This is a genomic window from Campylobacter sp. CNRCH_2015_0338h, assembly GCF_025772785.1.
In the GTDB taxonomy this organism is placed as follows: Bacteria; Campylobacterota; Campylobacteria; order Campylobacterales; family Campylobacteraceae; genus Campylobacter_D.
On the sequence record NZ_JAKMST010000001.1, the window covers coordinates 106,810 to 130,316 of the forward strand.

The following is a 23,507-nucleotide window of genomic DNA, read 5'->3' on the forward strand; positions in this document are numbered from 1 at the left end:
AAAAAATGTATTTAAGTGAAAAACTAGCCGAATTTATCGTAAATTTAGACTATGAAGCTATCCCTAGTGAAGTAAAACAAAGAGCAAAAGAGCTTATGCTTGATGCACTAGGAACAGCCCTAGCTGCTAAAAATGAAGCTTGTGTTTTAAATGCAACTAAGGCTTTTGAAGCTTTAAGCGTAAATCCTAGTGAAAAAATTTGGAGTGAAGATAAAAAGCTTGATGTAATTTATGCTGCGATGGTAAATGCTATTGCAGCGCATGCCCTTGATTTTGATGATACTCATACTGAAGCTATTTTGCATGCTAGTGCTATTTTAACTCCGCTTTGTTTAACTTATGGATTTAGCGTAAGTAAAGATGGAAAAAAAGTTTTAAAAGCTTTTATAGTTGGTTGGGAAATTGCTGCTAGAGTGGGTATAGCAAGCAAAGGAAGTTTCCATAAACGCGGCTTTCATACTACAGCTATAGCAGGAATTTTTGGTAGTGTGGCTGCAAGTTGTGTTTTACTTGGTTTAAACAAAGAACAAATCATCAATGCGCTAGGTTTAGCAGGAAGTTTTGCAAGTGGGGTAAATGAGTTTTTATCTAATGGTTCTAATTCTAAAGTTTTACACATAGCTAATGCTTTGAAAAATGGAATTTTAGTAGCAAATTGCGCAAAAGCTAATATGAGCGGTCCTTTGAGTATATTTGAAGGAAGGGATAATATCTTTAGAACTTTTGGCTTAGAAGATGAGTGTGATAAAAATGAACTTTGTAAGGGCTTGAATGAAATTTGGCAAGTAATGCAAGTTTCGTTAAAACCTTATCCAAGTTGTCATTTTGCACATGGGCTTATTGATTGTGCTATGAGTTTAAGAAATGATGGCTTAAAAGCACAAGATATCAAAAGTATACATTGTTTTGTAGATGAGGTGCCAATTTCATTTATCTGTGATCCAATAGAAGCAAAATACACTCCACAAAGTGCTTATGCTGCTAAATTTTCCATGCCTTTTTTAATGGCTTTGGCATTTTTTGATGGCAAAATTACTTTAAAATCTTATGAAGATTTAAATAGAGCTGAACTAATAGAATTTGCTAAAAAAATTAGCTATGAAAAGAAAAAATCTAGCGGTTTCCCTAAATACTTTCCAGGACATTTAGAAGCTGTTTTAAATGATGGAAGAGTAATTAAAAAAGATGTACTGATTAATAAAGGAAATTTTGATAATCCTTTAAGTTTTGACGAATTAAAAGATAAATTTCTTTCCAATGCTAGCATAGCACTTTCTTTAGAAAAGGCTGAGGAATTAGTCAAAAAGCTTCAAAATTTAGAAAATATAAATGATTTTGATTTCTAGCAATCTCATTTTTTGAGATTGCTTATTATTTTAAAAAAGAAATAATTTAATTTTTTATATAATGTTTTATCTTAGTTTTTGTAAGGAAAAACATGACTTTAGATGCATTAAAAGATAATGAAGAAGCTATTATAGTAGGCTTTGAAGCAGATAAACAACTCCAAGCAAGACTTTTTAGTTTTGGTTTTGCAAAAAACAAAAAAGTTAAAAAAATTCGCTCTTCTATTGCAAATTCTACTATTATGGTAGAACTTGATACAACTTGCGTGATTTTACGCTCAAGTGAAGCAAAAATAATACAAATTTCAAAAGAGTTTTAATGAAAGAAATCATCGTTGCTTTAGTGGGTCAGCCAAATGTCGGTAAAAGTTTATTAATTAACGCACTTTGTAAAGCTAATATGAAAGTTGGTAATTTTAGCGGTGTTACGGTTGAAAAGGCTGAGGCTAGATTAGTTTATAAAAATTATGAGTTTAAATTTATAGATTTACCAGGAACTTATGCATTGGATGGTTATAGCGAAGAAGAAAAAATTACAAAAGATTTTTTAAAAAAAGGTAAATTTGATCTTGTAGTAAATGTGCTTGATTCTACAAATTTAGAGCGTAATTTGATTTTGAGTGCATCTTTAATAGAAGCTAAAATCAAAATGATTATGGCTTTAAATATGCAAGATGAAGCTAAAAATGAAGGTTTTAGTATAGATTTTAAAATTTTATCCCAACTTCTAAATACACCTTGTCTTGGCGTGTGTGCTAAAACTAAAGAAAATCTAAATGCGCTTTTGGATTTAATCATTTCAACCCATGAAGCTAAATTTGAAGCCAAAGAGCGTGTTTATAGTGATATTATAGAAGAAGAACTTGCAAAAATAAGTGATTTTTTAAATCAAAATGAAATTACTTATTTAGATTTTTCTACAAAAGATTTGGCACTTGCTTTACTTAAAAATGAAGCCAATATAGTCATTTCACACGCTTTGAGAAAAATACTTGATGAAGCTTTAGAAAAAATTTATATGGCATATCATAGCAAAGATATAGAAAGTATTTTTAAAGAAGAGCTAATTGCTTTTGCAAATGGTATATGTGCTAAGGTTTTAAGTAAGGGTGTTAAGTATAAAAATCATACCAAAGAAATAGATTCTATTTTAATCAATAAATTTTTAGGAATTCCTATATTTTTGTTTTTTATGTGGGCTTTATTTCAACTAACCTTTACTTTAGGTCAAATTCCTATGGATTATATAGAAATGTTTTTTGCTAATTTAGGTAATATGGTAAAAAATAATATTAGCAATGAATTTATCGCTTCAGCCTTAGCTGATGGTGTTTTAGGTGGGGTTGGTGCGGTTATAACTTTTTTACCAAATATTATGATTTTATTTTTTGGTATAGCCTTGCTTGAAACAACTGGATATATGGCTAGGGTTGCATTTTTACTAGATGGAATTTTATATAAATTTGGCTTACATGGTAAAAGTTTTATCCCTTTAATCACGGGTTTTGGTTGCTCAGTACCTGCATTTATGGCTACAAGAACTTTAAAAAATAAAAAAGATAGATTATTAACTCTTTTTATTATTAATTTTATGAGTTGTGGTGCAAGACTTCCTGTATATGTGCTTTTTGTTGGAGTGTTTTTTCCTGCTGATGTAGCGGGAAATTATCTTTTTGGGATTTATCTTTTGGGTGCGTTTTTGGGTTTGATTGCAGCTAAAATTTTAAGAATGAGTGCTTTTAAAGGACAAGATGAACCCTTTGTAATGGAAATGCCAAAATATAGAATGCCAAATTGGAATTTGGTATGGTTTATGGTGTTTAACAAAGCCAAAATGTATTTAAAAAAAGCAGGAACATTTATTTTGATAGCTTCTTTGCTTATTTGGTTTGCGAGTAATTTTCCTGCACAAGAAAATAATACTCAAGATGCTTTAACTCAAGAGCTTCAGATAGAAAATAGTTATCTTGGACAATTTGGTAAAGCAATAGAGCCTATTTTTGCACCACTTGGCTTTGATTGGAAACTTAGTGTATCTTTGGTAAGTGGTTTAGCTGCTAAAGAAGTGATGATTTCTACCATGGGTGTGCTTTATTCTTTAGGTGATGAAGTTGATGAGACAAGTTTAAATTTACAAGAAGCCATAAAAGAAAACATCCCTTTTAGCACAGCAGTAGCTTTTATACTTTTTGTTATGATTTATAATCCTTGTTTTGCAGCAACTATAGTTTTTGCTAAAGAAGCAGGAAATAAAAAATATGCATGGTATCTTTTTATATTTACATCTTTATGTGCGTATTTGGTTGCTTTTGTAGGGATTAATATTGCTAAATTGATAATTTAATCATCTTTATGATGATTAAATTTCCATTTTTTGCTCTAAAGAGTGTTGCCAAAAGGCTGTTTCAAGTCTTACGGTAGTATAAAAAATTTCGTTTAACTTTTTAAATTTTTCTTCGCTAATGCTATTTGCATAAGAATTAAAAAAGTCTTTAAATTCTTTGATTTCATCTTGAAATTCTTTACCCGCATAGGTTAAAATCCATTCTTTGTAAGGATGATTTTCTAAGCTTTGTTTATTAAGCCCTTTATAAATTTCTTCTCCTATATATGCATAGCCTATAGCACAAGCACTCAAAGCACACAGCATATCCAAATAATCTCCATTTTGTCCCACGCTTAGTAAGTATCTTGTATAGGCAATATTAGTTAAACTTTCATCTTTATGGTTAAGTTTTTCTACATCAATACCTAGCTTTAAAATACTTCTATGAAGCTCTAATTCTCCTTCTAAAGTGTAGTTTTGATTTTTAATAGCAAATTGAATTTCTTTAGCATTATTTGCATTTAAAGCAAGCAGAGCATAACATTTTGCATAATTATTTAAAAAGATATAATCTTGTTTAAGATAAAACAAAAATACATCTTTTTCTAAAGTGCCATTTTGAAGTTTTTTTACAAATTCATGATAGATATATTGCTCCCAAGTTTTTTTATTTTCTTTTATAAGTTTATCTAAAAGCATTAATTTCCTTTGTTAAAAATTAAGCTTTTATTTAAACACAGATAATTAAATTTTTTCGTAATAATCTTTAATTTTTAACTTTTTAAACAAGAAATTTATTTTTTTATTGTAAAATGTGGTTTAATTTTTTAAACTAGGAGATAAAAATGGCAATTTTTGATGATGTAAAAAAAGTAGTTGTTGAGCAACTTAGTGTTGATGAAGATGCAGTTAAAATGGAATCTAAAATCATTGAAGATTTAGGTGCAGATTCTTTAGATGTTGTTGAATTAGTTATGGCTTTAGAAGAAAAATTTGATGTAGAAATTCCAGACAGTGATGCTGAAAAACTAGTAAAAATCGAAGATGTTGTTAATTATATAGAAAATCTTCAAAAATAAATTTAATTTTTAATAAGGAGTGCGGTTTGAAACGCGTTGTAGTAACAGGTATAGGAATGATCAATGCTCTTGGCTTAGACAAAGATAGCTCATTTAAAGCAATTTGTGATGGTAAAAGTGGCGTTGATAAAATCACTCTTTTTGATACCACTGATTTTCCAGTGCAAATTGCTGCTGAAGTAAAAAATTTTGACCCTTTAAGTGTTTGTGATGCTAAAGAGGTTAAAAAAATAGATCGTTTTATACAACTTGGTATTAAAGCAGCAAGAGAAGCTATGGAAGATGCTAAATTTGATGAAACTTTAAATAAAGAAGAATTTGGTGTAGTTTCAGCAGCTGGTATAGGTGGTTTACCAAATATAGAAAAAAATTCCGTTACTTGCGCACAGCGTGGACCACGTAAAATTACTCCTTTTTTCATACCTTCAGCTTTGGTTAATATGCTTGGCGGGATTATTTCAATCGAGCATGGATTACAAGGACCAAATATCTCATGCGTAACTGCTTGTGCAGCGGGGACTCATGCTATAGGCGAAGCTTATAAAAGCATAGCTTTAGGCAATGCAGATAAAATGCTTGTAGTAGGTGCTGAAGCAGCCATTTGTGCTGTGGGTATAGGTGGCTTTGCTGCTATGAAAGCTCTTTCTACTAGAAATGATGATCCAGCCAAAGCTTCAAGACCATTTGATAAAGAAAGAGATGGTTTTGTGATGGGTGAGGGTGCCGGTGCTTTAGTGTTTGAAGAGTATGAGGTTGCTAAAAAGCGTGGAGCTAAAATTTATGCTGAGTTAGTAGGTTTTGGCGAAAGTGCGGACGCACATCATATCACTTCGCCTACTTTAGAAGGGCCATTGCATGCTATGAAAAAAGCTTTAAAAATGGCAGGAAACCCAAAAGTAGATTATATTAATGCGCACGGAACTTCTACTCCGGTAAATGATAAAAATGAAACGGCAGCTATTAAAGAACTTTTCAAAGATCAAATTCCTTTAGTTAGTTCTACAAAAGGTCAAACAGGACATTGCTTAGGTGCTGCTGGAGCTATTGAAGCTGTTATTTCTTTAATGGCACTTGATCAAGGTATATTACCGCCAACTATCAATCAAATCGTAGCAGATGAAAATTGCGATCTTGATTATATACCAAATACTGCAAGAAAAAGCGAAGTTAATGTTGTAATGAGCAATTCTTTTGGTTTTGGTGGAACAAATGGTTGTGTGATTTTCAAAAAAGTAGATTAATATGGCTTCATATTTAGATTTTGAAAAAAATATTCAGCAAATTGATGAAGATTTGGCAAATGCTAAAATCAAAGGCGATGATGAAGCAGTAAAAATTTTAGAAAAAAACCTTGAAAAAGAAACTCAAAAAGTTTATAAAAATTTAAGCGACTACCAACGCTTACAGCTTGCAAGACATCCTGATCGTCCTTATGCGCTTGATTATATTCAAGCTATATTAAGTGATGCTTATGAAATTCATGGTGATCGTGCTTTTAGAGATGATCCTGCTATTGTGTGTTATGCGGGCTATATAGGTGGTAAAAAAGTTATTGTTATAGGTGAGCAAAAAGGTAGAGGTACTAAAGATAAACTTCATAGAAATTTTGGTATGCCTCATCCTGAAGGTTATAGAAAAGCTCTAAGAGTAGCAAAAATGGCTGAAAAATTTGACATACCGGTGTTATTTTTAGTGGATACTCCGGGTGCTTATCCAGGAGTGGGTGCTGAAGAACGTGGTCAAAGTGAGGCTATAGCTAGAAATTTATATGAATTAAGCGCTCTTAAAACAATCACTATAGCAGTAGTTATAGGCGAAGGTGGAAGTGGTGGTGCTTTAGCCATAGGAGTAGCTGATAAACTTGCTATGATGAAAAATTCAGTTTTTTCTGTGATTTCACCTGAGGGTTGTGCTGCTATTTTATGGAATGATCCATCAAAAAGTGAAGCTGCTACTAAGGCGATGAAAGTAACTGCTGATGATTTAAAAACTCAAGGTTTAATTGATGATGTTATCGAAGAACCAATGAGTGGAGCTCATAGAGATAAAGAAAATGCGATTAAAAATTTAAGTGATTATGTCTTAAAAGCTATAGAAGAATTAGAACAATACGATAAACGTGAATTAGCAGCATTAAGAATGCAAAAAATCTTTAAATTTGGAGCTTTTTCTGAATAATTTGCATTTTTATGCAAATTTCAACTTTTTTTAAAAAAACTATTGTATAATTACAACTTCAATTCAGTGGTTGGATAGCTCAGTCGGTAGAGCAGCAGACTGAAAATCTGCGTGTCGGCAGTTCGATTCTGCCTCTAACCACCATTCATTTTCTATTATAAAAATCGTCTAATTCTCGAAGTTCATTTTCACTAAATCCTGCTTGTATTCTAGCTGTTTTGTTATATACTTTTCCTAAAAGATTAAATTCTTTATATTTGGCACAAAGATCAATATAATCATCATTTTCATTTTTTGCATAATTCCACCAAAAATCTCCTTTATTTACATGTTTAATCTCATCATTTAATATAATGGTAAAAATTTCACCAAATAAATTTTTTATAGGATGATTGGTGGTGTTTAATTTTTCTAAGACAAAAGGATTAGCATCAAGTCCTTTTGCTTCAAGCCCTCTATGGACTATGCCCATTCTATGAGCAAGATTATCTTTGGTTAAAAATAAGGCTTTTTCAAGATTATCATGGGCATGGAAATCTCCATATTTAAAACCAAGTTCATTTAAAGTTTTTTCTAAAAGTAAAAAATGCTTAATTTCCTCATCAGCTACTTCAAGCCAATCTTGATAAAATTTCAATGGTAAGTTTTTAAATCTATAACTAGCATCTAAGGCTAAATTTATAGCACTATATTCTATATGTGCGACTGAATGTAATATTTTTGCTAAAGATAAAGTGCTATTTGCTTCTTTTGGACGCCTTATTTTCATGGGATGAAGGATTTTAACTTTTGAGTTTTCACAAATGATCGCTTCATGGGAATGATTAAAATCATACAAATTAGCTTTAAAATTTTCATAAAATTCATTAAATAATTCAATCTTTTTAAAAATATCATTGTGATATAAAATTTTTTCTAATTCTTCAAAGAAATTTCTTTTCATTTTTAAACCTTGTTAAATATTATATAAGATAAAAAAGTATAATATAAAAATTTTGAAAATTTAAAAAGGTTTGCTAAAAATATGTTTAATGTCATACATGCTCTTTTTTTTAGAGAGCTAAAGACAAGATTTGGTATTAATAAATATTTGGGCTATTTTTGGGTGATTGGAGAACCTATGATGGTGGTTTTGGCAATCACTTCTATTATAGCAGCTATTAGAGAATTTCATCATCAAATCATGCCTGAAGGTGTTTCTATCTTTTTATTTTTAGCAGTAGGAATTATACCTTTTTTTATGTTTAGAAGTATTATTAATCAGCTTTTGCACGGTATTGGGGCTAATTTAGCTCTTTTTTCTTATAAGCCTATTCGTCCTATTCATGTTTTTATTGCAAGAGCATTGCTTGAGTTTTGTATTTATTTTACTATTTTTATTTGTGTGATGTTTTTAGCAGGTTGGTTTTTACATATGCAAGTCATACCTAAGCATTTTTTAGAAGTGATGTTTTCGATTTTTTTGCTTGTGGTGTTTGGCTTTGCTATGGGGATGTGTTTTGCTATAGCAGGGCATTTTGCAGAACCTTTAAAAATGGCTTTAAATTATTTAAATATAGTTTTATACTGGACAGCCTTGGTGGTATTTCCTATATGGATAGTTCCAAAACCTATTTTAGATATTTTATATTATAATCCACTTTTGCATATTATGGAGCTTTTAAAATATAATTTTTTTCAAAATTATCCATTACTTGATGATTATAATTATTATTACCCTATTGCATGCTTGAGTGTTATTTTGTTTTTGGGGTTGTTTTTTTATTATTTTACTAGAGAAAAGTTGATAGCAGTGCGATGATAAAATTAGTTAATTTAACCAAATCTTTTCCTTTGCGCAATGGTGGAAGGCATTATGTTTTTAAAAACTTAAGTTTTGAATTCCCTGAAAATTGCAGTATAGGTTTAATGGGACGCAATGGCGCTGGAAAATCAACCTTAATGAAACTTTTAAGTGGCTCCTTGCTTCCTGATAGAGGTAAGATTATCACTAATAAAAAATTATCTTGGCCTCTAGGCTTAGCGGGTGCGTTTCAACACAGACTCTCAGCAAGGGACAATGCGCGCTTTGTAGCTAGAGTATATGGTTATAAAGGAAAGGCTTTAGAAGAAAAGATTAAATTTGTTGAAGATTTTGCTGAGCTGGGTAAATTTTTTGATGAGCCTATGAATACCTACTCAGCAGGTATGAGTGCTAGGATATCTTTTGGCTTAAGTATGGCATTTGATTTTGATTATTATTTGATTGATGAAGCAGGTGCTGTGGGAGATCCTAAATTTAGAGAAAAAAGCTCTAAAATCTATAAAGAAAAATTAAGTCAGTCAAAAGTTATTATGGTTTCACATAATGTAGCTGAAATTAAACAATGGTGTGATAAAATTATATTTATGCAAGATGGACAAGCTACTATATATGATGATGTAGATGAGGGCATAGCGGTGTATCAAGGAAAAATAAATGCAAAATGATTTATTAAAAAAGTTTAAAAATTTAAAGATACTTAATTCTTTTAAAATAGTATTGATTTTAACAGCATTTGTTGTATTTTATTATGTTTTCATAGCAGCAAATCGTTATGTGAGTGAAAGTGTTTTAAGTGTGAAATCAACCACAGGAGATAGCGGAGCTATCACTGGAATTGCCGCACTTTTAACTAATAATTCTTTTTCAAGTGAGGATATAACCTTCTTAAAATCATATATTCATTCTTTAGATATGCTAAATATCTTAGAAGAAAAAATCCAAATTCGTGAGTTATATCAAAAACAAAAACTTGATTTTTTTTATAGTATTTCTTCATCAGCTGACCAAGAGGATTTTTTAAAGTATTATCAAAACCGTGTTAAGATTACTCAAGAAAACTCGGCTAATGGGCTTTTGCGTGTAGAAGTTGAAGGTTTTGACCCACAAAGTGTACATTTAATAGCTTCAACTATAGTTAAAGAGAGTGAAAAATTTATCAATGAAATTTCACACAAAGCTGCAAGAGATCAAATGCAATTTGCTGAAGAAGAGCTTTTGCAGTTTAAAAAAAGATATCAAAAAGCTAAAGATGAACTTTTAGCTTTTCAAAATAAATATGGAGTATTTGATCCACTCAAACAAGCAGAAGGTACTCTAAAACTCATAGCCGAACTTGAATCAAAAATAGCAGCTAAAGAAGCTGAGTTTTTAATGATGCAAAGCTATATAAACGATAATGCACCACAAATTGTCACTATAAAAAGTGAAATCACAGCTTTGAAAAAACAACTTCAAAAGGAAAAATCCAAAGTTTCATCGCCAAAATCCTCTCAAAAGCTTAACGATCTTGCAGCTAAATTTCAAGATCTAACCATAGAAGCAGGTTTTGCAGAAAGTGCTTATACAGCTGCTTTAAAAGCATATGAGAGTGCTAGGATAGAAGCTTTAAGAAAGATAAAACAAGTGGTTATAGTGCAAAGTCCAAGTTTACCTCAAAGTGCTAAATACCCAGAAGCTTTGTATAATATACTCACGGCTTTTATGATTTTATCTTTGATTTATGGAATTGTTAAATTTATTAAAATGATTATAGAGGAGCATAGATACTAATGAAAAAGATATTTTTATTTTTACTTTTACCTTTGTTTTTATTTTCAGCAGTAGATGTTTCTCAAATTGCAAAAATTCAAAATCAGCCATTAGCTCCATCTTTAGAGCCACAAATTATAAATTATGATAACAATCAAAGTGATTTTAATCAAACTCAAGCTCCGATAACTAAAGTTTTTGGTGCGCATTTATTTAATGGTAATTTTACTAAATTTACTCAACATGTTTACAATCCTGATTATAAATTAGCAGTAGGTGATAGGATTAATGTAAAAATTTGGGGTGCAGTAGAATTTATACAAACTTTAACAGTAGATTCTCAAGGAAATATTTTTATACCAAAAGTAGGGGCAATTAATCTTTTGGGTGTGAAAAATAGTGCTTTGGTGCAAGTTATTACAAAAGCTATTAATAAAATTTATAAAAGCAATGTCTATGTATATGCGGATATGGACATTTATCAAAATGTATCGGTATTTGTTACAGGAAATGTAAATCAACCAGGCCTTTATCAAGGACTAAGTTCAGATTCTATTATACAGTATTTGGATAAAGCAAGTGGAATTAATTTAGAATATGGTAGTTTTAGAGATATTCAAATTTTAAGAGATAATAAAGTCATTAAAAAAGTAGATTTATATGACTTTTTACTTAAAGGTCAACTTGATCTTTTTCCTTTTAGAATGGGCGATGTGATCTTAGTGGGTAGTGTGCAAAAGTATGTTTTTGTAGAAGGGGATGTGCAAAAGCCTTTTAGATTTGAGCTCAGTAATGATATTTTAAATTTAGAAGATATAGCCAAAGTCGCAGGAGCTAAGCCTATAGTAACTAATGCTGTGGTAAAAAGCTATAGAGATGATCATAAATTACATGTGGATGCTTACAGCAAAAAGCAGTTTTTAGGTGTGAAATTATACAATGGTGATGAGATAGAGTTTAGACCTGATTATACAGCGCAAAATATTAGCATTAGTATAGAAGGTGAGCATAGTGGTTTGCACTCAGTGGTGATAAAAAAAGGCACAACTTTAGCTGAACTTGCTAAAATGATTACAGTTAATGAACAATCAAACATTAATGCCTTGCAAGTTTTTAGAAAAAGTGTAGCAGCTACCCAAAAACAACTTATTGAGGCTCAACTTAAAGAGCTTGAAACACTAGCTCTAACAAGTTCTTCAGTAAATGCTGAGCAAGCTAGCATTAGAGCTACTCAGGCTAAGACAATTTTAGAATTTATTGCGCGTGCAAAACAAGCCCAACCAAAAGGACAAATCGTTATAGACAATGTCAAAGCGTATAATTCTATAGTATTAGAAGAAGGCGATGTAGTAAATGTACCTAGTAAAAATAATCTTGTTTTAGTTCAAGGTGAGGTTTCTATACCAGGTGCATTTGTATATATGGATAAAGAAAAACTAAGATATTATATCAACCTAGCAGGTGGCTTTAGTGATAGGGCAGATATATCAAGAGTTTTGGTAATCAATGCTAATGGTAAAGCAACTAAATACAGTGGTAGAAGCTCAGCAGATATCAAAGCGGGAGATTCTATTTTAGTTTTACCAAAAGTAGATAGTCAAAATTTACAAATCTTTAGCATGCTAACACAAATTTTATATCAAATAGCTATTGCAACTAATGTAGTGTTAAATATATAGGAATTTAGATGAGTCAAATCGATGCGATTAAAATAGCCAAAGAAGTTTTTGAGATAGAATCAAAAACGATTTTAGATTTATGTGATAACTTAGATGAAGATTTTAATAAAGCCATTGGGCTGATTTTATCTATCAAAGGCAGATGTGTAGTAAGTGGTATGGGTAAGTCAGGCCATATAGGAGCTAAGATAGCTGCGACCTTAGCTAGCACAGGTACTCCAAGCTTTTTTATGCACCCAGGTGAAGCTTTGCATGGAGATCTTGGTATGCTTACAAGCGAGGATGTGCTTTTGGCTATTTCAAATTCAGGAGAAACTGAAGAGGTTTTAAAACTCATACCAGTGATTAAAAAAAGAAAAATTCCTTTAATTGTTATGGCGGGCAATCAAAACTCTACCCTAGCCAAACAAGCAGATATTTTTATAAACATAGCAGTAAAAAAAGAAGCTTGCCCGCTTCAACTTGCTCCAACTTCTTCTACCACGGCTACTTTAGCCATGGGTGATGCTATAGCAGTAGCTTTAATGAGGGCAAAGAATTTTAGACCTGATGATTTTGCTTTATTTCATCCAGGGGGAAGCTTGGGTAGGAAGCTTTTAACTAGAGTAGGTGATTTGATGGTGTCAAATAATCTACCTATAGTAAGCCCTGAGAGTGAGTTTAATGAGTTAGTTGATGTGATGACTAGTGGTAAATTAGGACTTTGTATAGTACTTGAAAATGAAAAGCTAGTTGGGATCATCACAGATGGTGATTTAAGAAGAGCTTTAAGGGCAAATGATAAGCCAAGATTTGATTTTAAAGCTAAAGAAATCATGAGCGAGAGTCCAAAAACCATAGAAGCAAGTGCTATGGCAAGTGAGGCAGAAGAGCTTATGCTAAAACACAAAATCAAAGAAATAGTTGTCACTCAAAATGAAAAAATAGCGGGTATCATACAACTTTATGCGATAGGAAATGTGTGAAGCTTTCTATTATTATACCTTTTGGTTTAAGTAAAGAAAGAATTTATATAAAAGACCGTGTTATTCAAAAAGCATGCGAGTTTAAAAGTGATGATAGAGTTGAATATATTTTTGTTGAAGGATATTCTTCTTTAGAAAATGATTTAAAGCGTGTTATCGAAGAAAATGGACATATTTACCTTAAAGATGAAAGCCAAAAAGATTTTTTCTCCCAAGGAAAATGTCGCAATCTGGGTGCATCTTTTGCAAATTCAGATGCGGTGATGTTTTTAGATGTAGATTGTTATTTTTCTACAAGAACTCTTGAGTTAATTTTACAGCTTATAGATATAAAAAATATCTCACAAAATATTAATGAGTTTTTAGTACTTCCTGTTGTTTATCTTAGTAAAGAAGGTAGTGAGTTTATTTACACACAAGAAAAAGATTTATGGGATGGTTTGATTAAAAATGATTTAATCAGTGGAAAAAGAGAGTGGATTAAATTTTATTCTTTAGTTTCAAGTAGTGTGATTTTAAATAAATATAAATTTTTAAGTCTTGGCGGATATAGTGAGGCTTTTATAGGGCATAGTTATGAGGATTTTGATTTTTTAGTAAGACTTATTTATAGCGGGGTAGAATTTCAAAAAATTCCAAAAGCACTACCTTATGATGAGGCAAATTGGGAGTTGAGTTCATTTAAAGGTTTTAGAGCTTGGTTTTCTTTGCTTGGTGAAGAAATGAGTTTTCATGGAGTTTATATGTATCATTTTTATCATGAAGAGCCAAATCAAAACGATTATATGAGTAACCGCCGAAAAAATCATAAACTTTTTTATAAAAACCTATTTAATGTAAAAAGCTATCATTTAAAGTCTTTGCTTGATAAAGATGTTACAGAATATGGTAGATTTAATTTCACAAAAAAATACATTCCTTTGAAATCTTTAGTTTATACTAGATATTTATATGAAATCAAGCATTTTAATGTATTAAATATTTTTAATTTTTTATTGGTAAACATATCTCACACTAAAATTTATAGACTTTATAAAAAATTTATCTCAAAAAAATATGAAATATAAAATTAGCATTGTAGTTCCTTGTTATAATAGTATCAATTTTATTGAAGAATGTATAGAGTCAATACTATCTCAGACATTTACTGATTTTGAAATTCTGTGCGTAGATGCTAATTCTAGCGACGGAACATTAGAATTCTTAAAAAGAAAAGCGTTAGAAGATGATCGAATTAAAATTATTCTTTCAGACAAAAAAAGTTTAGGTTATCAAATTAATTTAGGCATAACTTACGCTAATAGTAAATATTTATGTATAGTAGAGAGTGATGATTATATAGCAAAAAATATGTGTAAAGAATTATTTTTAGCAATAGAACAATATAAAGTAGATATAGTAAAAGCAGATATTATAGCTTTTTATGACGGAAAAATTAGAAGAAAATTTATTTATAAAAATATATCCTATGATAAAAATTTATATGATAGAGTTTTAGATAAAACATACAGAAAATACATCTTAAAAAATACTTGGAATATGAACCAAAGTTCCATATATAACCTAAATTTTATAAAAACAAATCAAATTCATGCAAATGAAACTTTAGGGGCTTCGTACCAGGATTTAGGATTGTGGTTTTGGTTATGTGTAAGCTCCAGTAAGACTTTATTTTTAAATAAAGCATATTATTATTATAGGCAAGATAACTTAAACTCATCATCAAATAGTAAAGAAAAAATATATTGCGTATGTGATGAGTGTGATTTTATCGAACAAAAAATATTAAATGATAATTTAAAAGATATTTTTTATTATATAAAATACCGAATTTATATGTGGAATTTATATAGAATTAAAAAAGATTTTAGAATTTTATTTTTAGAAAAGATAGTGCAAGATTTTAAAAATATAAAAAAAGACTATTTGGCATTTTTTTCTGAAAATGAGAAAAAAAATTTAGAGTTAATTTTAAAAGATTATAAAGAATATTATAAAAAAAATCATAGTTTGATTGGTAAAATAAAAAAAACAATAATGCGATATAAGAGAAAAATTTTATGCAAATTAAAACCGTCGGCGTAGTAATCCCCATATACAATGTAGAAAAATATCTAAAAGAATGTTTAGACAGTGTAATCAATCAAACTTATACTAACTTAGAAATCATACTAGTAAATGATGGTAGCACAGATGAGAACTCACTCAATATAGCAAAAGAATATACTCTAAAAGATAAAAGAATAACTCTTTTTGATAAAAAAAATGGTGGACATAGTAGTGCTAAAAATGTAGGTATAGAATATTTTAGTGGAGAATATAAACTCAAAAATAAAACTCAAACTATAAAAGAAAATTCTTTAATAGAATTTAATATAGAAGGTAATAATCCTTATGAAATATATACTGTATATAAAAGCTACAAAGCTTTTAATAATGAACAAGATTTAATAAACTTTACTTATCCTATTATAGATTATATTATCTTTTTAGATTCTGATGATTATTGGGAATTAAACTGCATAGAAGAATGTGTGTCTAGAATGGATGGGGTTGATGTAGTTTGGTTTGATTTTAAGCCCTTAATTGAAAATAATTTTAAAAAAAATTTTTCTACCGAGATGGAGATATACGGCTATACTCAAGAGAAGATTATAACCCCTAAAGAATGGCTACAAAGAACTAAAGAATTAGATAATTATTTATTTTGGTTTGCATGGCAAGGTATGATTAATTTTTATTTTTTAAGATCTATAAAATTATATTTTATTAATATGCTAATACATGAGGATCATCATTTTGGTATAGCTTTATTTGCATCATCAAGGCTAATTTATGTTTATCCTCAAAAAAAATATATATATACTGTTAGAAAAAACAGTATAAGCAATCAGAAAAAATATAACATACAAAAATCCTCGTATTTATATCCAATGTATATAGATTTTGATAAAAACTTTTTAAAGTTAAAAAAATATCAAATGTATATGAATTGGGTTTTAACTTCTATTTGTCTGATGAATTTTTTCAAACAAGATGAAAAAAATACTATTTACAAGGAAAGCGAAGAAATTTTTTTTCCAAATTTATTGGATAAATCGATAGCTATACTATATACAAATAAAGATCCATTAAATCTTTTAGATAAGTTATTATTGTTGAAAGATTATTTTATAAAATATAAACTAAGTGGAGCAGAATCTATAAAAAATTCTTTAGAATATAGACTTGGGCAAGTGTGTTTATATAATTATAAAAATATTTTTCATTTGGTAAAAAATATATTTAGTGTGATTAAAGAATATAAATTAGAACAATCCTTATATGAAGAAAGAATACAAAAAATAAATTTTATCAACTTTATCCAAGATGATGAAAGGATAAATTGTAAGGATATAAAAAAGATAAAAAATCATTATTCATATAAAATAGGTTCTATTTTATTAAAATTTATTCAGTTTATAAATTGTAAAGTAAAATAATGCAATAATAACAAATTATTTTTTACTCTAGAGGTTAAATGAAAACAATACTAATTACTGGTGGCAGTGGTTTTTTAGGTTCAAATTTATGTCAAAGATTGGTAGATGATAATCATATAATTTGCGTAGATAACAACTATACAGGTAGAATGGAAAATATCAACCATTTATTATCACATCCAAATTTTACTTTTATACATCATGATATTTGTAATCCGCTTAAAATCGAAACAAAACTAGATCAAATATATAATTTTGCTTGTCCAGCTTCCCCTCCAGCTTATCAAGGAAGTCATGCTATAAAGACAACTAAAACTAGTGTATATGGTGCTATTAACATGTTAGAATTAGCAAAAGAGCATAAAGCAACCATCATGCAAGCTTCTACTTCAGAAGTTTATGGAGATCCTCTTATTCATCCACAAAGTGAAGATTATAGAGGTAATGTTAATCCTATAGGTATTAGAGCTTGTTATGATGAGGGTAAAAGATGTGCTGAGAGCTTGTTTTTTGATTATCATAGACATGAAAATGTCGATATAAAAGTGATAAGAATTTTTAACACTTATGGCCCAAATATGGATCCAAATGATGGCAGAGTTGTGAGTAACTTTATATGCCAAGCTTTAAGTGGGAAAGATATAACTATATATGGAGATGGTTCTCAAACAAGATCTTTTTGTTATGTAGATGATTTAATTGATATTATTATCAAAGTGATGAATTCGCCAAAAGATTTTCAAGGACCTATAAATACAGGAAATCCAGGTGAATTTACAATCAAAGACTTAGCACAAAAAGTTATAGAAAAAACAAATTCTAAATCACAAATTATTTATAAAGATCTTCCGCTAGATGATCCTACTCAAAGACGTCCAGACATAACTTTAGCAAAATCTAAATTTGATTGGGAACCAAAGGTAAATTTAGATGAAGGCTTAGATAAAACTATAGAATATTTTAAAAAAAATATAAATTATTTTAAAGGTTAATGTATGAATATAGCTATTATAGGAACAGGATATGTAGGTTTACCAACAGGAGTTGGACTAGCAGAATTAGGTAATAAAGTTATTTGTATTGATAGAGAAATATCAAAAATAGAAGCATTAAAAAATAATAAATTAACTATATACGAAGATGGCTTAGAAGAATTGTTTTTAAAAAACACCAAAAATGGAAATTTGCAATTTAGTACTTCTATGAAAGAAGGTGTTGAGAATGCTGATGTGGTTATTATAGCTGTTGGTACTCCACCACACCCTGTAACAAAAGAAGCTGATATGAAGTATATTCATGCTGCTGCAACTGAATTAGCTGATTATTTAAAAGATTATACAGTAGTAGCTACTAAATCAACTGTTCCGGTGGGTACAGGAGATGATATAGAAAGTTTAATTAGCAAAAAAAATCCAAATGCAAAATTTGACGTTGTATCTTTGCCTGAGTTTTTAAGAGAAGGTTTTGCTGTATATGACTTTTTCAATCCTGATCGTATTGTAGTTGGGACTAACTCAGATCAAGCAAAAAAAGTTATCGAAAAACTTTATGAGCCTTTTAAATATAAAAGCAAATTGCTTTTTGTAAGTAGAAGATCTTCAGAGACGATCAAATATGCCTCTAATGCTTTTTTAGCTATTAAAATTCATTATATTAATGAAATGGCTAATTTTTGCGAAAAAGCAGGAGCGGATATTTTAGAAGTAGCCAAAGGAATGGGGCTTGATGAAAGAATTGGCAATAGATTTTTAAATCCTGGACCAGGTTATGGAGGTTCTTGTTTTCCAAAAGATACCCAAGCTATGGCTTTTATGGGTAAACAAAATGATGTGGATTTAAGTCTAATAAATGCAGCTATAAATGGAAATGAAAAAAGAAAAGAAACAATAGCTCATAGAATTTTAAATATGGTAGAAGATGTTAAAAATTCTAAAATTGCTATTTTAGGTTTAGCCTTTAAAGATGGCACAGATGATTGCAGAGAATCTCCTGCTATAGATATAATATTTAAGTTATTAGAACAACACGCTTGTATACAAGCTTATGATCCCAAATCTATGGATCTTGCAAAAAGTATTTTACAAGACAAAATTAAGTATTGCTCAAACGTATACGAAGCTTGTAAGGATGCAGATTTACTTGTGATATTAACTGAGTGGAGTGAATTTAAAGATATTGATTTAGAAAAACTAGCTAATATTATGAAAGATAAAAAGATTTTTGATTGTAGAAATTTACTAGATAAACAAAAAGCTTTAAGTCTTGGTTATAAATATGAAGGTATAGGAAGATGAGAAATGTTTTAGTGGTTGGTGGTGCTGGTTATATAGGGTCTTGCACAACCAAGCATCTTTTAGATTACGGATATAATTGTATAGTTATTGATAATCTCATATACGGTCATAAAGAAGCTATTGATAAAAGAGCAAAATTCATACATGCTGATTTATTAGATTTATATTCTCTAAAAAATGTTTTTTCAAGTGAACAAATAGACTCTGTAATTCATTTTGCTGCTTTTGCTTATGTAGGTGAGAGTGTCATTAAGCCTCAAAAATACTATCAAAATAATGTCATAGGAACTTTAAATTTATTAAATGTCATGTTAGAGCATGATGTGAAAGATATAGTTTTTTCAAGTACTTGTGCTACATATGGTGAACCACAATACACTCCTATAGATGAAAAACACCCACAAAATCCTATCAATGCTTATGGTAGAACTAAACTTATGGTAGAGCAGATTTTTAAAGATTATGAAATAGCCTATGGCTTAAGACACATATCTTTAAGATATTTTAATGCAGCTGGAGCTATGGAAGATATAGGTGAGAGCCATGAGCCTGAAACCCATTTAATACCTTTAGTTTTAAAAGCTATAAAAGGAGAGGTGGAATATATAAATGTTTTTGGAGATGATTATGATACCAAAGATGGAACTTGTATAAGAGATTATATACATATAGAAGACTTAGCAAGTGCTCATAGACTAGCTTTAGAAAATTTAGAGAAATATCATGGTTGTATTAATCTAGGAACAGGCATTGGTACCAGCGTAAAAGAAATCATCAAAGCAGCTGAAGATGTAAGTGGTAAAAAATGTCCTATAAAATCCGCCCCAAGAAGAGCAGGAGATCCTGCAAAGCTATTTGCTGATAACAAAAAAGCAAAAGAAATTTTAGGCTGGGAAATTAAGTATAAAGATATAAAAGATATTATAAAATCTGCTTGGAATTGGGAGCTAAATAGGAAATTTTAATGGAAAAAATTCAAAATTTGATAGTCGGCTGTGGGCTAAGTGGTGCAATCTTAGCTAGAAAAATAGCTGAGGAAAAAAATGAAAAAGTTGTGATTATAGATCGAAGGGATCATATAGGTGGAAATGTATATGATTATAAAGACAAAGATACGAATATAACTATACATAAGTATGGTCCTCATGTTTTTCATACAAGCATAAAAGAAGTGTGGGATTTTTTAAGTCGTTTTACCAAGTGGCATATATTTTTTTATAAAGTAAAAGCTTATATAGATGGAAAAGAAGTTAATATACCATTTAATCTAGATAGTTTATATAAAGTTTTTCCAAAAGAAATGGCTTTGATTTTGGAGAGAAAACTTATAGAAAAATATAGATTTGATACTAAAATCACTATTTTAGAATTAAGAAATTCAAATGATAAAGATTTGCAATTTTTAGCTGATTATATATACAAAAAAGTATTTTTAGGATATACTGTTAAACAATGGGGTGTAAAACCAGAGGATATTGACTCTAGTGTAAGTGCTAGAGTGCCTATATATATAAGTAAAGATGATAGATATTTTCAAGATACTTATCAAGCCTTACCAAGAGATGGCTATACAAAAATGGTGCAAAACATCTTAGATCATCCTTTGATAGAGGTAAGATTAAAAACTGATTTTAACGATATAAAAGAAAATATTTTTTATGATAAGCTTTTTTATACAGGAGCTATAGACGAGTTTTTTGACTATAAATTTGGTAAATTACCTTATAGAAGTTTGGATATAGTATTTGAAACTTATGATAAAGAATATATACAATCATGTGCTCAAATGAACTATCCAAATAATTTTGATTTTACAAGAAGTGTAGAGTATAAATACTATCTTGATGAAAAATCAGATAAGACTATACTTTCTTATGAGTATCCTTGTGATTTTAAAGATGGCGAAAATGAAAGATACTACCCTATACCAAATGATGAAAATCAAAAATTATACGAGAGATATTTACAAGAAGTCAGTATGCTAGAAAATGTATATTTTTTAGGAAGATTAGGTGATTACAAGTATTATGATATGGATAAAACTGTAGAGAGGGTTTTAAAATTTTATAAGGAAAAGTTATGAGTAATAATATGCCTTTGGTTTCTATTGTAGTGCCTATATATAATGTAGAAAAATATTTAAGACAATGTTTAGATAGTATTTCAATACAGAGTTATTCGAATTTAGAAATTATTTTAGTCAATGATGGGTCAACGGATTCTAGTTTAGATATTGCAAATGAGTATGCTTGTAAAGATTCAAGAGTAAAGATTATAAATCAGAAAAATAAAGGCGCTGGATATTCTAGAAATGTTGGGTTGAAATGCTCCAGCGGAACTTATATTATGTTTTTTGACTCGGATGATTATATGGAGGAATATGCAATAAATTTAATGATCAAAAAAGCAACTGAAATGGAAGCTGAAATTGTTATTGCGAAAAGCAATGATTACTATAATGATACAAAAGAAACAAAAAAAATAAAATCTATAGATGATAATTTTATTACTAAGCCTGTGTTTAGTGCAGAAGATAATTGTAAATATATTTTTAATTTTTGCACTGCTTGGGCATGGGATAAATTATACAAAAAAAGTTTTTTAACACAAAATAATATATTTTTTCAAAATCTGTCTGTGAGTAATGATATGTTTTTTACTTTATATAGCTTATCGCTAGCTAAAAACATATGTATTATAGATGATTATGTGTTTTATCATAGAAGAAATGTATATAGTTCTCTATCTAATTCTCGAGATAAGACTCCTTTGGAATGTTTTAAAGCTATATATAAACTGAGAGATGTATTGATGGAAAAAAAAGAATATGATAAATTTGAACAAAGTTTTATTAACTATATAATTAAATATTTGATTTGGCATAGCAATAGTTTAAAAAACGAATCTAAAATTCTTGTTTTGCTATATACAAAAATATATATATTTAAAATGTTTCATATTTTAGAAAAAAATGAAAACTATTTTTACGATAGGAGTTATTATACATGGATTCACTTTGTTAACAACTGGACCGTGAGCGATAAAGTAAATAATATTTGTGAAAATTATGAAGATTTATTAATATATGCTGTCGGACATGAGTTTATTGGTATTAAAAAAAATAAAAGTATAAAAAGCTTGTTCAGGTTTATATATTTGTATTTGTTTTGTAAAATAACCAATATTAATAATTTTTTCAAAAATATTCGAGCAGCTTTTTCTAAAAACCATCTTTCTTATGAGTTTGGTAAGAATATTCTTCAAAATAATTTTTTATCCTTAATAACATTATATAAAAATAGAGAGAAAAAAAAATGAAGTACAAGGTATCAGTTATAATACCATCTTATAATTCAATTGATTATATTGATGAATGTATTAATAGTGTAATTGGGCAAAAATTATATGACATTGAAATTTTATGTGTTGATGCTTATTCTATAGATGGCACACTAGATGTTTTAAAAAAATACCACGAGAATGATGATAGAGTTAAAATTATTATGTCGGATAAAAAAAGCTATGGCTATCAAATTAATTTGGGAATAAAATATGCACAAGGGGAATATTTAGGTATAGTTGAAAGCGATGACTATATTAAAGAAGACATGTATTACATGTTATACAATAAAGCCAAAGAGCATGATTTTGATGTTGTGAAAACAGATTTTTATATTTTAAAAGATAATGTGTTTACTATAAAAAAAATATTTGATGATAATTATCAACATCTTTACGGAATGTATTTTAAGCAATTAGAAAAACTAGATATTTTACGTAATTATACTATAAATCAAAGTGGTATATATAAATTAGAGTTTATAAAAAAAAATAATATATTATTACATGAAAGTCCGGGTGCTTCTTATCAAGATAATGGTTTTTGGTTTCAATTGTTTACAACGGCAAATAGTATTTATTTTTTTAGTGATGCTTTTTATGTTTTAAGAAGAGATAATCCAAATTCATCAGTTTATAGTAAGGAAAAAGTTTACTGCATGTGTGATGAATATGCTTTTATTTTTGATATAATCAACAAAAATGCGAGATTTAGAGAAATCCTACCTTATTTTATTTTAAAATGTTTTCATAACTATATGTTTACACTAAATAGAATTGATTTGAAATATAAACGCGATTTTGTTTTAAGATTTAGCAAAGACTTTGCTAGTTTTAAACAAAAAGGATTTCTTGATTGTTCTTTGCTAGGTAAGACCGGTGTTCAAATTTTGGATTTTATTATTAAAGAGCCTGACGAATTTTATGATAGTAGATACGGTAATATAGGTGCTGTATTTATAACAAAGAATCATTTGTCTTATAAAATTGGCAAAGAAATTATTTGCTCAAAAGAAAAAAAAATAAGTATTGTATCCTTGTATTTAAGGATAGCTGGTATTTACTTTAAGCATAAAATCAATTTGTTTATATATAACTCGATATGTAAAGTAAATCCTAGGTTGAAACTAAAAAGAACTTATGAATATCCAGATTATGAAGAATCTTTGAGAGTCAAGAATGGTTTATATTATAAAACAGGTGGTACTTTTTTAAAAAGTCCTCTTGTTTTTTTATTTAAATTTAAAGCAAATAATGGAAAATAAG

21 protein-coding genes, 1 tRNA gene and 1 pseudogene are annotated in these 23,507 nt (G+C 29.0%); 21 read left to right on the forward strand and 2 right to left on the reverse strand.

What is annotated here, in order from left to right; all coding sequences use genetic code 11:
* The first annotated feature begins 5 nt into the window (after window positions 1-5).
* The 3 genes from L8X30_RS00595 (at window position 6) to feoB (ending at window position 3,690) form a co-directional block, all read left to right on the forward strand.
* Window positions 6-1,346, forward strand: a complete 1,341-nt coding sequence (locus L8X30_RS00595; protein WP_263678468.1) for an MmgE/PrpD family protein — start codon at window positions 6-8, stop codon at window positions 1,344-1,346.
* Between the two features lie 92 nt (window positions 1,347-1,438).
* Entirely contained in the window at window positions 1,439-1,666 is a 228-nt protein-coding gene (locus L8X30_RS00600) for a FeoA family protein (RefSeq protein WP_240379420.1), read from the forward strand.
* The gene (gene feoB / locus L8X30_RS00605) at window positions 1,666-3,690 is read left to right on the forward strand and encodes a ferrous iron transport protein B (RefSeq protein ID WP_263678470.1); all 2,025 of its coding nucleotides are present in this window, start codon (window positions 1,666-1,668) and stop codon (window positions 3,688-3,690) included. Before L8X30_RS00600 ends, feoB begins: the two co-directional genes overlap by 1 nt.
* A 15-nt stretch (window positions 3,691-3,705) precedes the next feature.
* Here the strand turns inward: feoB and tenA are convergent, their stop codons facing one another.
* A complete protein-coding gene (gene tenA, locus L8X30_RS00610; RefSeq protein ID WP_263678471.1) occupies window positions 3,706-4,371 on the reverse strand; it encodes a thiaminase II in 666 nt (221 codons plus the stop codon).
* A gap of 146 nt (window positions 4,372-4,517) precedes the next feature.
* Here tenA and acpP point away from each other — a divergent pair, with 146 nt between their 5' ends.
* The 4 genes from acpP (at window position 4,518) to L8X30_RS00630 (ending at window position 7,073) form a co-directional block, all read left to right on the forward strand.
* Window positions 4,518-4,751 (forward strand): acyl carrier protein, encoded by a 234-nt coding sequence (acpP, locus tag L8X30_RS00615; RefSeq protein ID WP_039617517.1) that lies wholly within the window; start codon window positions 4,518-4,520, stop codon window positions 4,749-4,751.
* Between the two features lie 26 nt (window positions 4,752-4,777).
* A complete protein-coding gene (locus L8X30_RS00620) occupies window positions 4,778-5,992 on the forward strand; it encodes a beta-ketoacyl-ACP synthase II (protein WP_263678472.1) in 1,215 nt (404 codons plus the stop codon).
* 1 nt (window position 5,993) lies between these two features.
* The gene (locus L8X30_RS00625; RefSeq protein ID WP_039617520.1) at window positions 5,994-6,929 is read left to right on the forward strand and encodes an acetyl-CoA carboxylase carboxyltransferase subunit alpha; all 936 of its coding nucleotides are present in this window, start codon (window positions 5,994-5,996) and stop codon (window positions 6,927-6,929) included.
* Window positions 6,930-6,997: 68 nt separating this feature from the next.
* Window positions 6,998-7,073 (forward strand) — tRNA-Phe (locus tag L8X30_RS00630).
* A gap of 1 nt (window position 7,074) precedes the next feature.
* On the opposite strand, the gene L8X30_RS00635 is transcribed toward L8X30_RS00630, so the two are convergent.
* Window positions 7,075-7,872: a ferritin-like domain-containing protein gene (locus L8X30_RS00635; protein ID WP_263678473.1), complete on the reverse strand. Its 798-nt coding sequence runs from the start codon at window positions 7,870-7,872 to the stop codon at window positions 7,075-7,077.
* An 81-nt stretch (window positions 7,873-7,953) separates the two neighbouring features.
* Here L8X30_RS00635 and L8X30_RS00640 point away from each other — a divergent pair, with 81 nt between their 5' ends.
* The 14 genes and pseudogenes from L8X30_RS00640 to L8X30_RS00705 all read left to right on the forward strand — a co-directional run bounded on the left by L8X30_RS00640 (window position 7,954) and on the right by L8X30_RS00705 (window position 23,506).
* Window positions 7,954-8,730 (forward strand): ABC transporter permease, encoded by a 777-nt coding sequence (locus tag L8X30_RS00640; RefSeq protein ID WP_263678475.1) that lies wholly within the window; start codon window positions 7,954-7,956, stop codon window positions 8,728-8,730.
* Window positions 8,727-9,398, forward strand: a complete 672-nt coding sequence (locus L8X30_RS00645; protein WP_039617525.1) for a capsular polysaccharide export system, ATP-binding protein — start codon at window positions 8,727-8,729, stop codon at window positions 9,396-9,398. Before L8X30_RS00640 ends, L8X30_RS00645 begins: the two co-directional genes overlap by 4 nt.
* On the forward strand, window positions 9,388-10,503 hold the full coding sequence (locus L8X30_RS00650; RefSeq protein ID WP_263678477.1) for a capsule biosynthesis protein: 1,116 nt from the start codon (window positions 9,388-9,390) through the stop codon (window positions 10,501-10,503). The genes L8X30_RS00645 and L8X30_RS00650 overlap by 11 nt, the downstream gene beginning before the upstream one ends.
* Window positions 10,503-12,161 carry a polysaccharide biosynthesis/export family protein gene (locus tag L8X30_RS00655; RefSeq protein WP_263678479.1) on the forward strand — a complete coding sequence of 553 codons (1,659 nt, stop codon included), beginning with the start codon at window positions 10,503-10,505 and terminating at the stop codon, window positions 12,159-12,161. The genes L8X30_RS00650 and L8X30_RS00655 overlap by 1 nt, the downstream gene beginning before the upstream one ends.
* A gap of 8 nt (window positions 12,162-12,169) precedes the next feature.
* Window positions 12,170-13,126, forward strand: coding sequence for a KpsF/GutQ family sugar-phosphate isomerase (locus L8X30_RS00660; protein ID WP_412175492.1), 957 nt, complete (start codon window positions 12,170-12,172; stop codon window positions 13,124-13,126).
* Window positions 13,123-14,005, forward strand: a pseudogene (locus L8X30_RS00665) (galactosyltransferase-related protein); the annotation flags it as partial. The gene L8X30_RS00660 and the pseudogene L8X30_RS00665, both read left to right, overlap by 4 nt.
* Before the next feature lie 177 nt (window positions 14,006-14,182).
* On the forward strand, window positions 14,183-15,211 hold the full coding sequence (locus L8X30_RS00670) for a glycosyltransferase family 2 protein (RefSeq protein ID WP_263678480.1): 1,029 nt from the start codon (window positions 14,183-14,185) through the stop codon (window positions 15,209-15,211).
* A complete protein-coding gene (locus L8X30_RS00675) occupies window positions 15,187-16,608 on the forward strand; it encodes a glycosyltransferase family 2 protein (protein ID WP_263678481.1) in 1,422 nt (473 codons plus the stop codon). The genes L8X30_RS00670 and L8X30_RS00675 overlap by 25 nt, the downstream gene beginning before the upstream one ends.
* A 38-nt stretch (window positions 16,609-16,646) precedes the next feature.
* Complete coding sequence (locus L8X30_RS00680; RefSeq protein ID WP_263678482.1) at window positions 16,647-17,600, forward strand: UDP-glucuronic acid decarboxylase family protein; 954 nt, start codon at window positions 16,647-16,649, stop codon at window positions 17,598-17,600.
* A 3-nt stretch (window positions 17,601-17,603) separates the two neighbouring features.
* Window positions 17,604-18,902: a UDP-glucose dehydrogenase family protein gene (locus L8X30_RS00685; protein WP_263678483.1), complete on the forward strand. Its 1,299-nt coding sequence runs from the start codon at window positions 17,604-17,606 to the stop codon at window positions 18,900-18,902.
* The gene (gene galE, locus L8X30_RS00690; protein ID WP_263678485.1) at window positions 18,899-19,867 is read left to right on the forward strand and encodes a UDP-glucose 4-epimerase GalE; all 969 of its coding nucleotides are present in this window, start codon (window positions 18,899-18,901) and stop codon (window positions 19,865-19,867) included. Before L8X30_RS00685 ends, galE begins: the two co-directional genes overlap by 4 nt.
* Window positions 19,867-20,985: a UDP-galactopyranose mutase gene (gene glf / locus L8X30_RS00695; RefSeq protein WP_263678486.1), complete on the forward strand. Its 1,119-nt coding sequence runs from the start codon at window positions 19,867-19,869 to the stop codon at window positions 20,983-20,985. The genes galE and glf overlap by 1 nt, the downstream gene beginning before the upstream one ends.
* Window positions 20,982-22,220 (forward strand): glycosyltransferase family 2 protein, encoded by a 1,239-nt coding sequence (locus tag L8X30_RS00700; RefSeq protein WP_263678487.1) that lies wholly within the window; start codon window positions 20,982-20,984, stop codon window positions 22,218-22,220. Before glf ends, L8X30_RS00700 begins: the two co-directional genes overlap by 4 nt.
* Complete coding sequence (locus L8X30_RS00705; RefSeq protein ID WP_263678488.1) at window positions 22,217-23,506, forward strand: glycosyltransferase family 2 protein; 1,290 nt, start codon at window positions 22,217-22,219, stop codon at window positions 23,504-23,506. The genes L8X30_RS00700 and L8X30_RS00705 overlap by 4 nt, the downstream gene beginning before the upstream one ends.
* Window position 23,507: the final 1 nt, after the last annotated feature.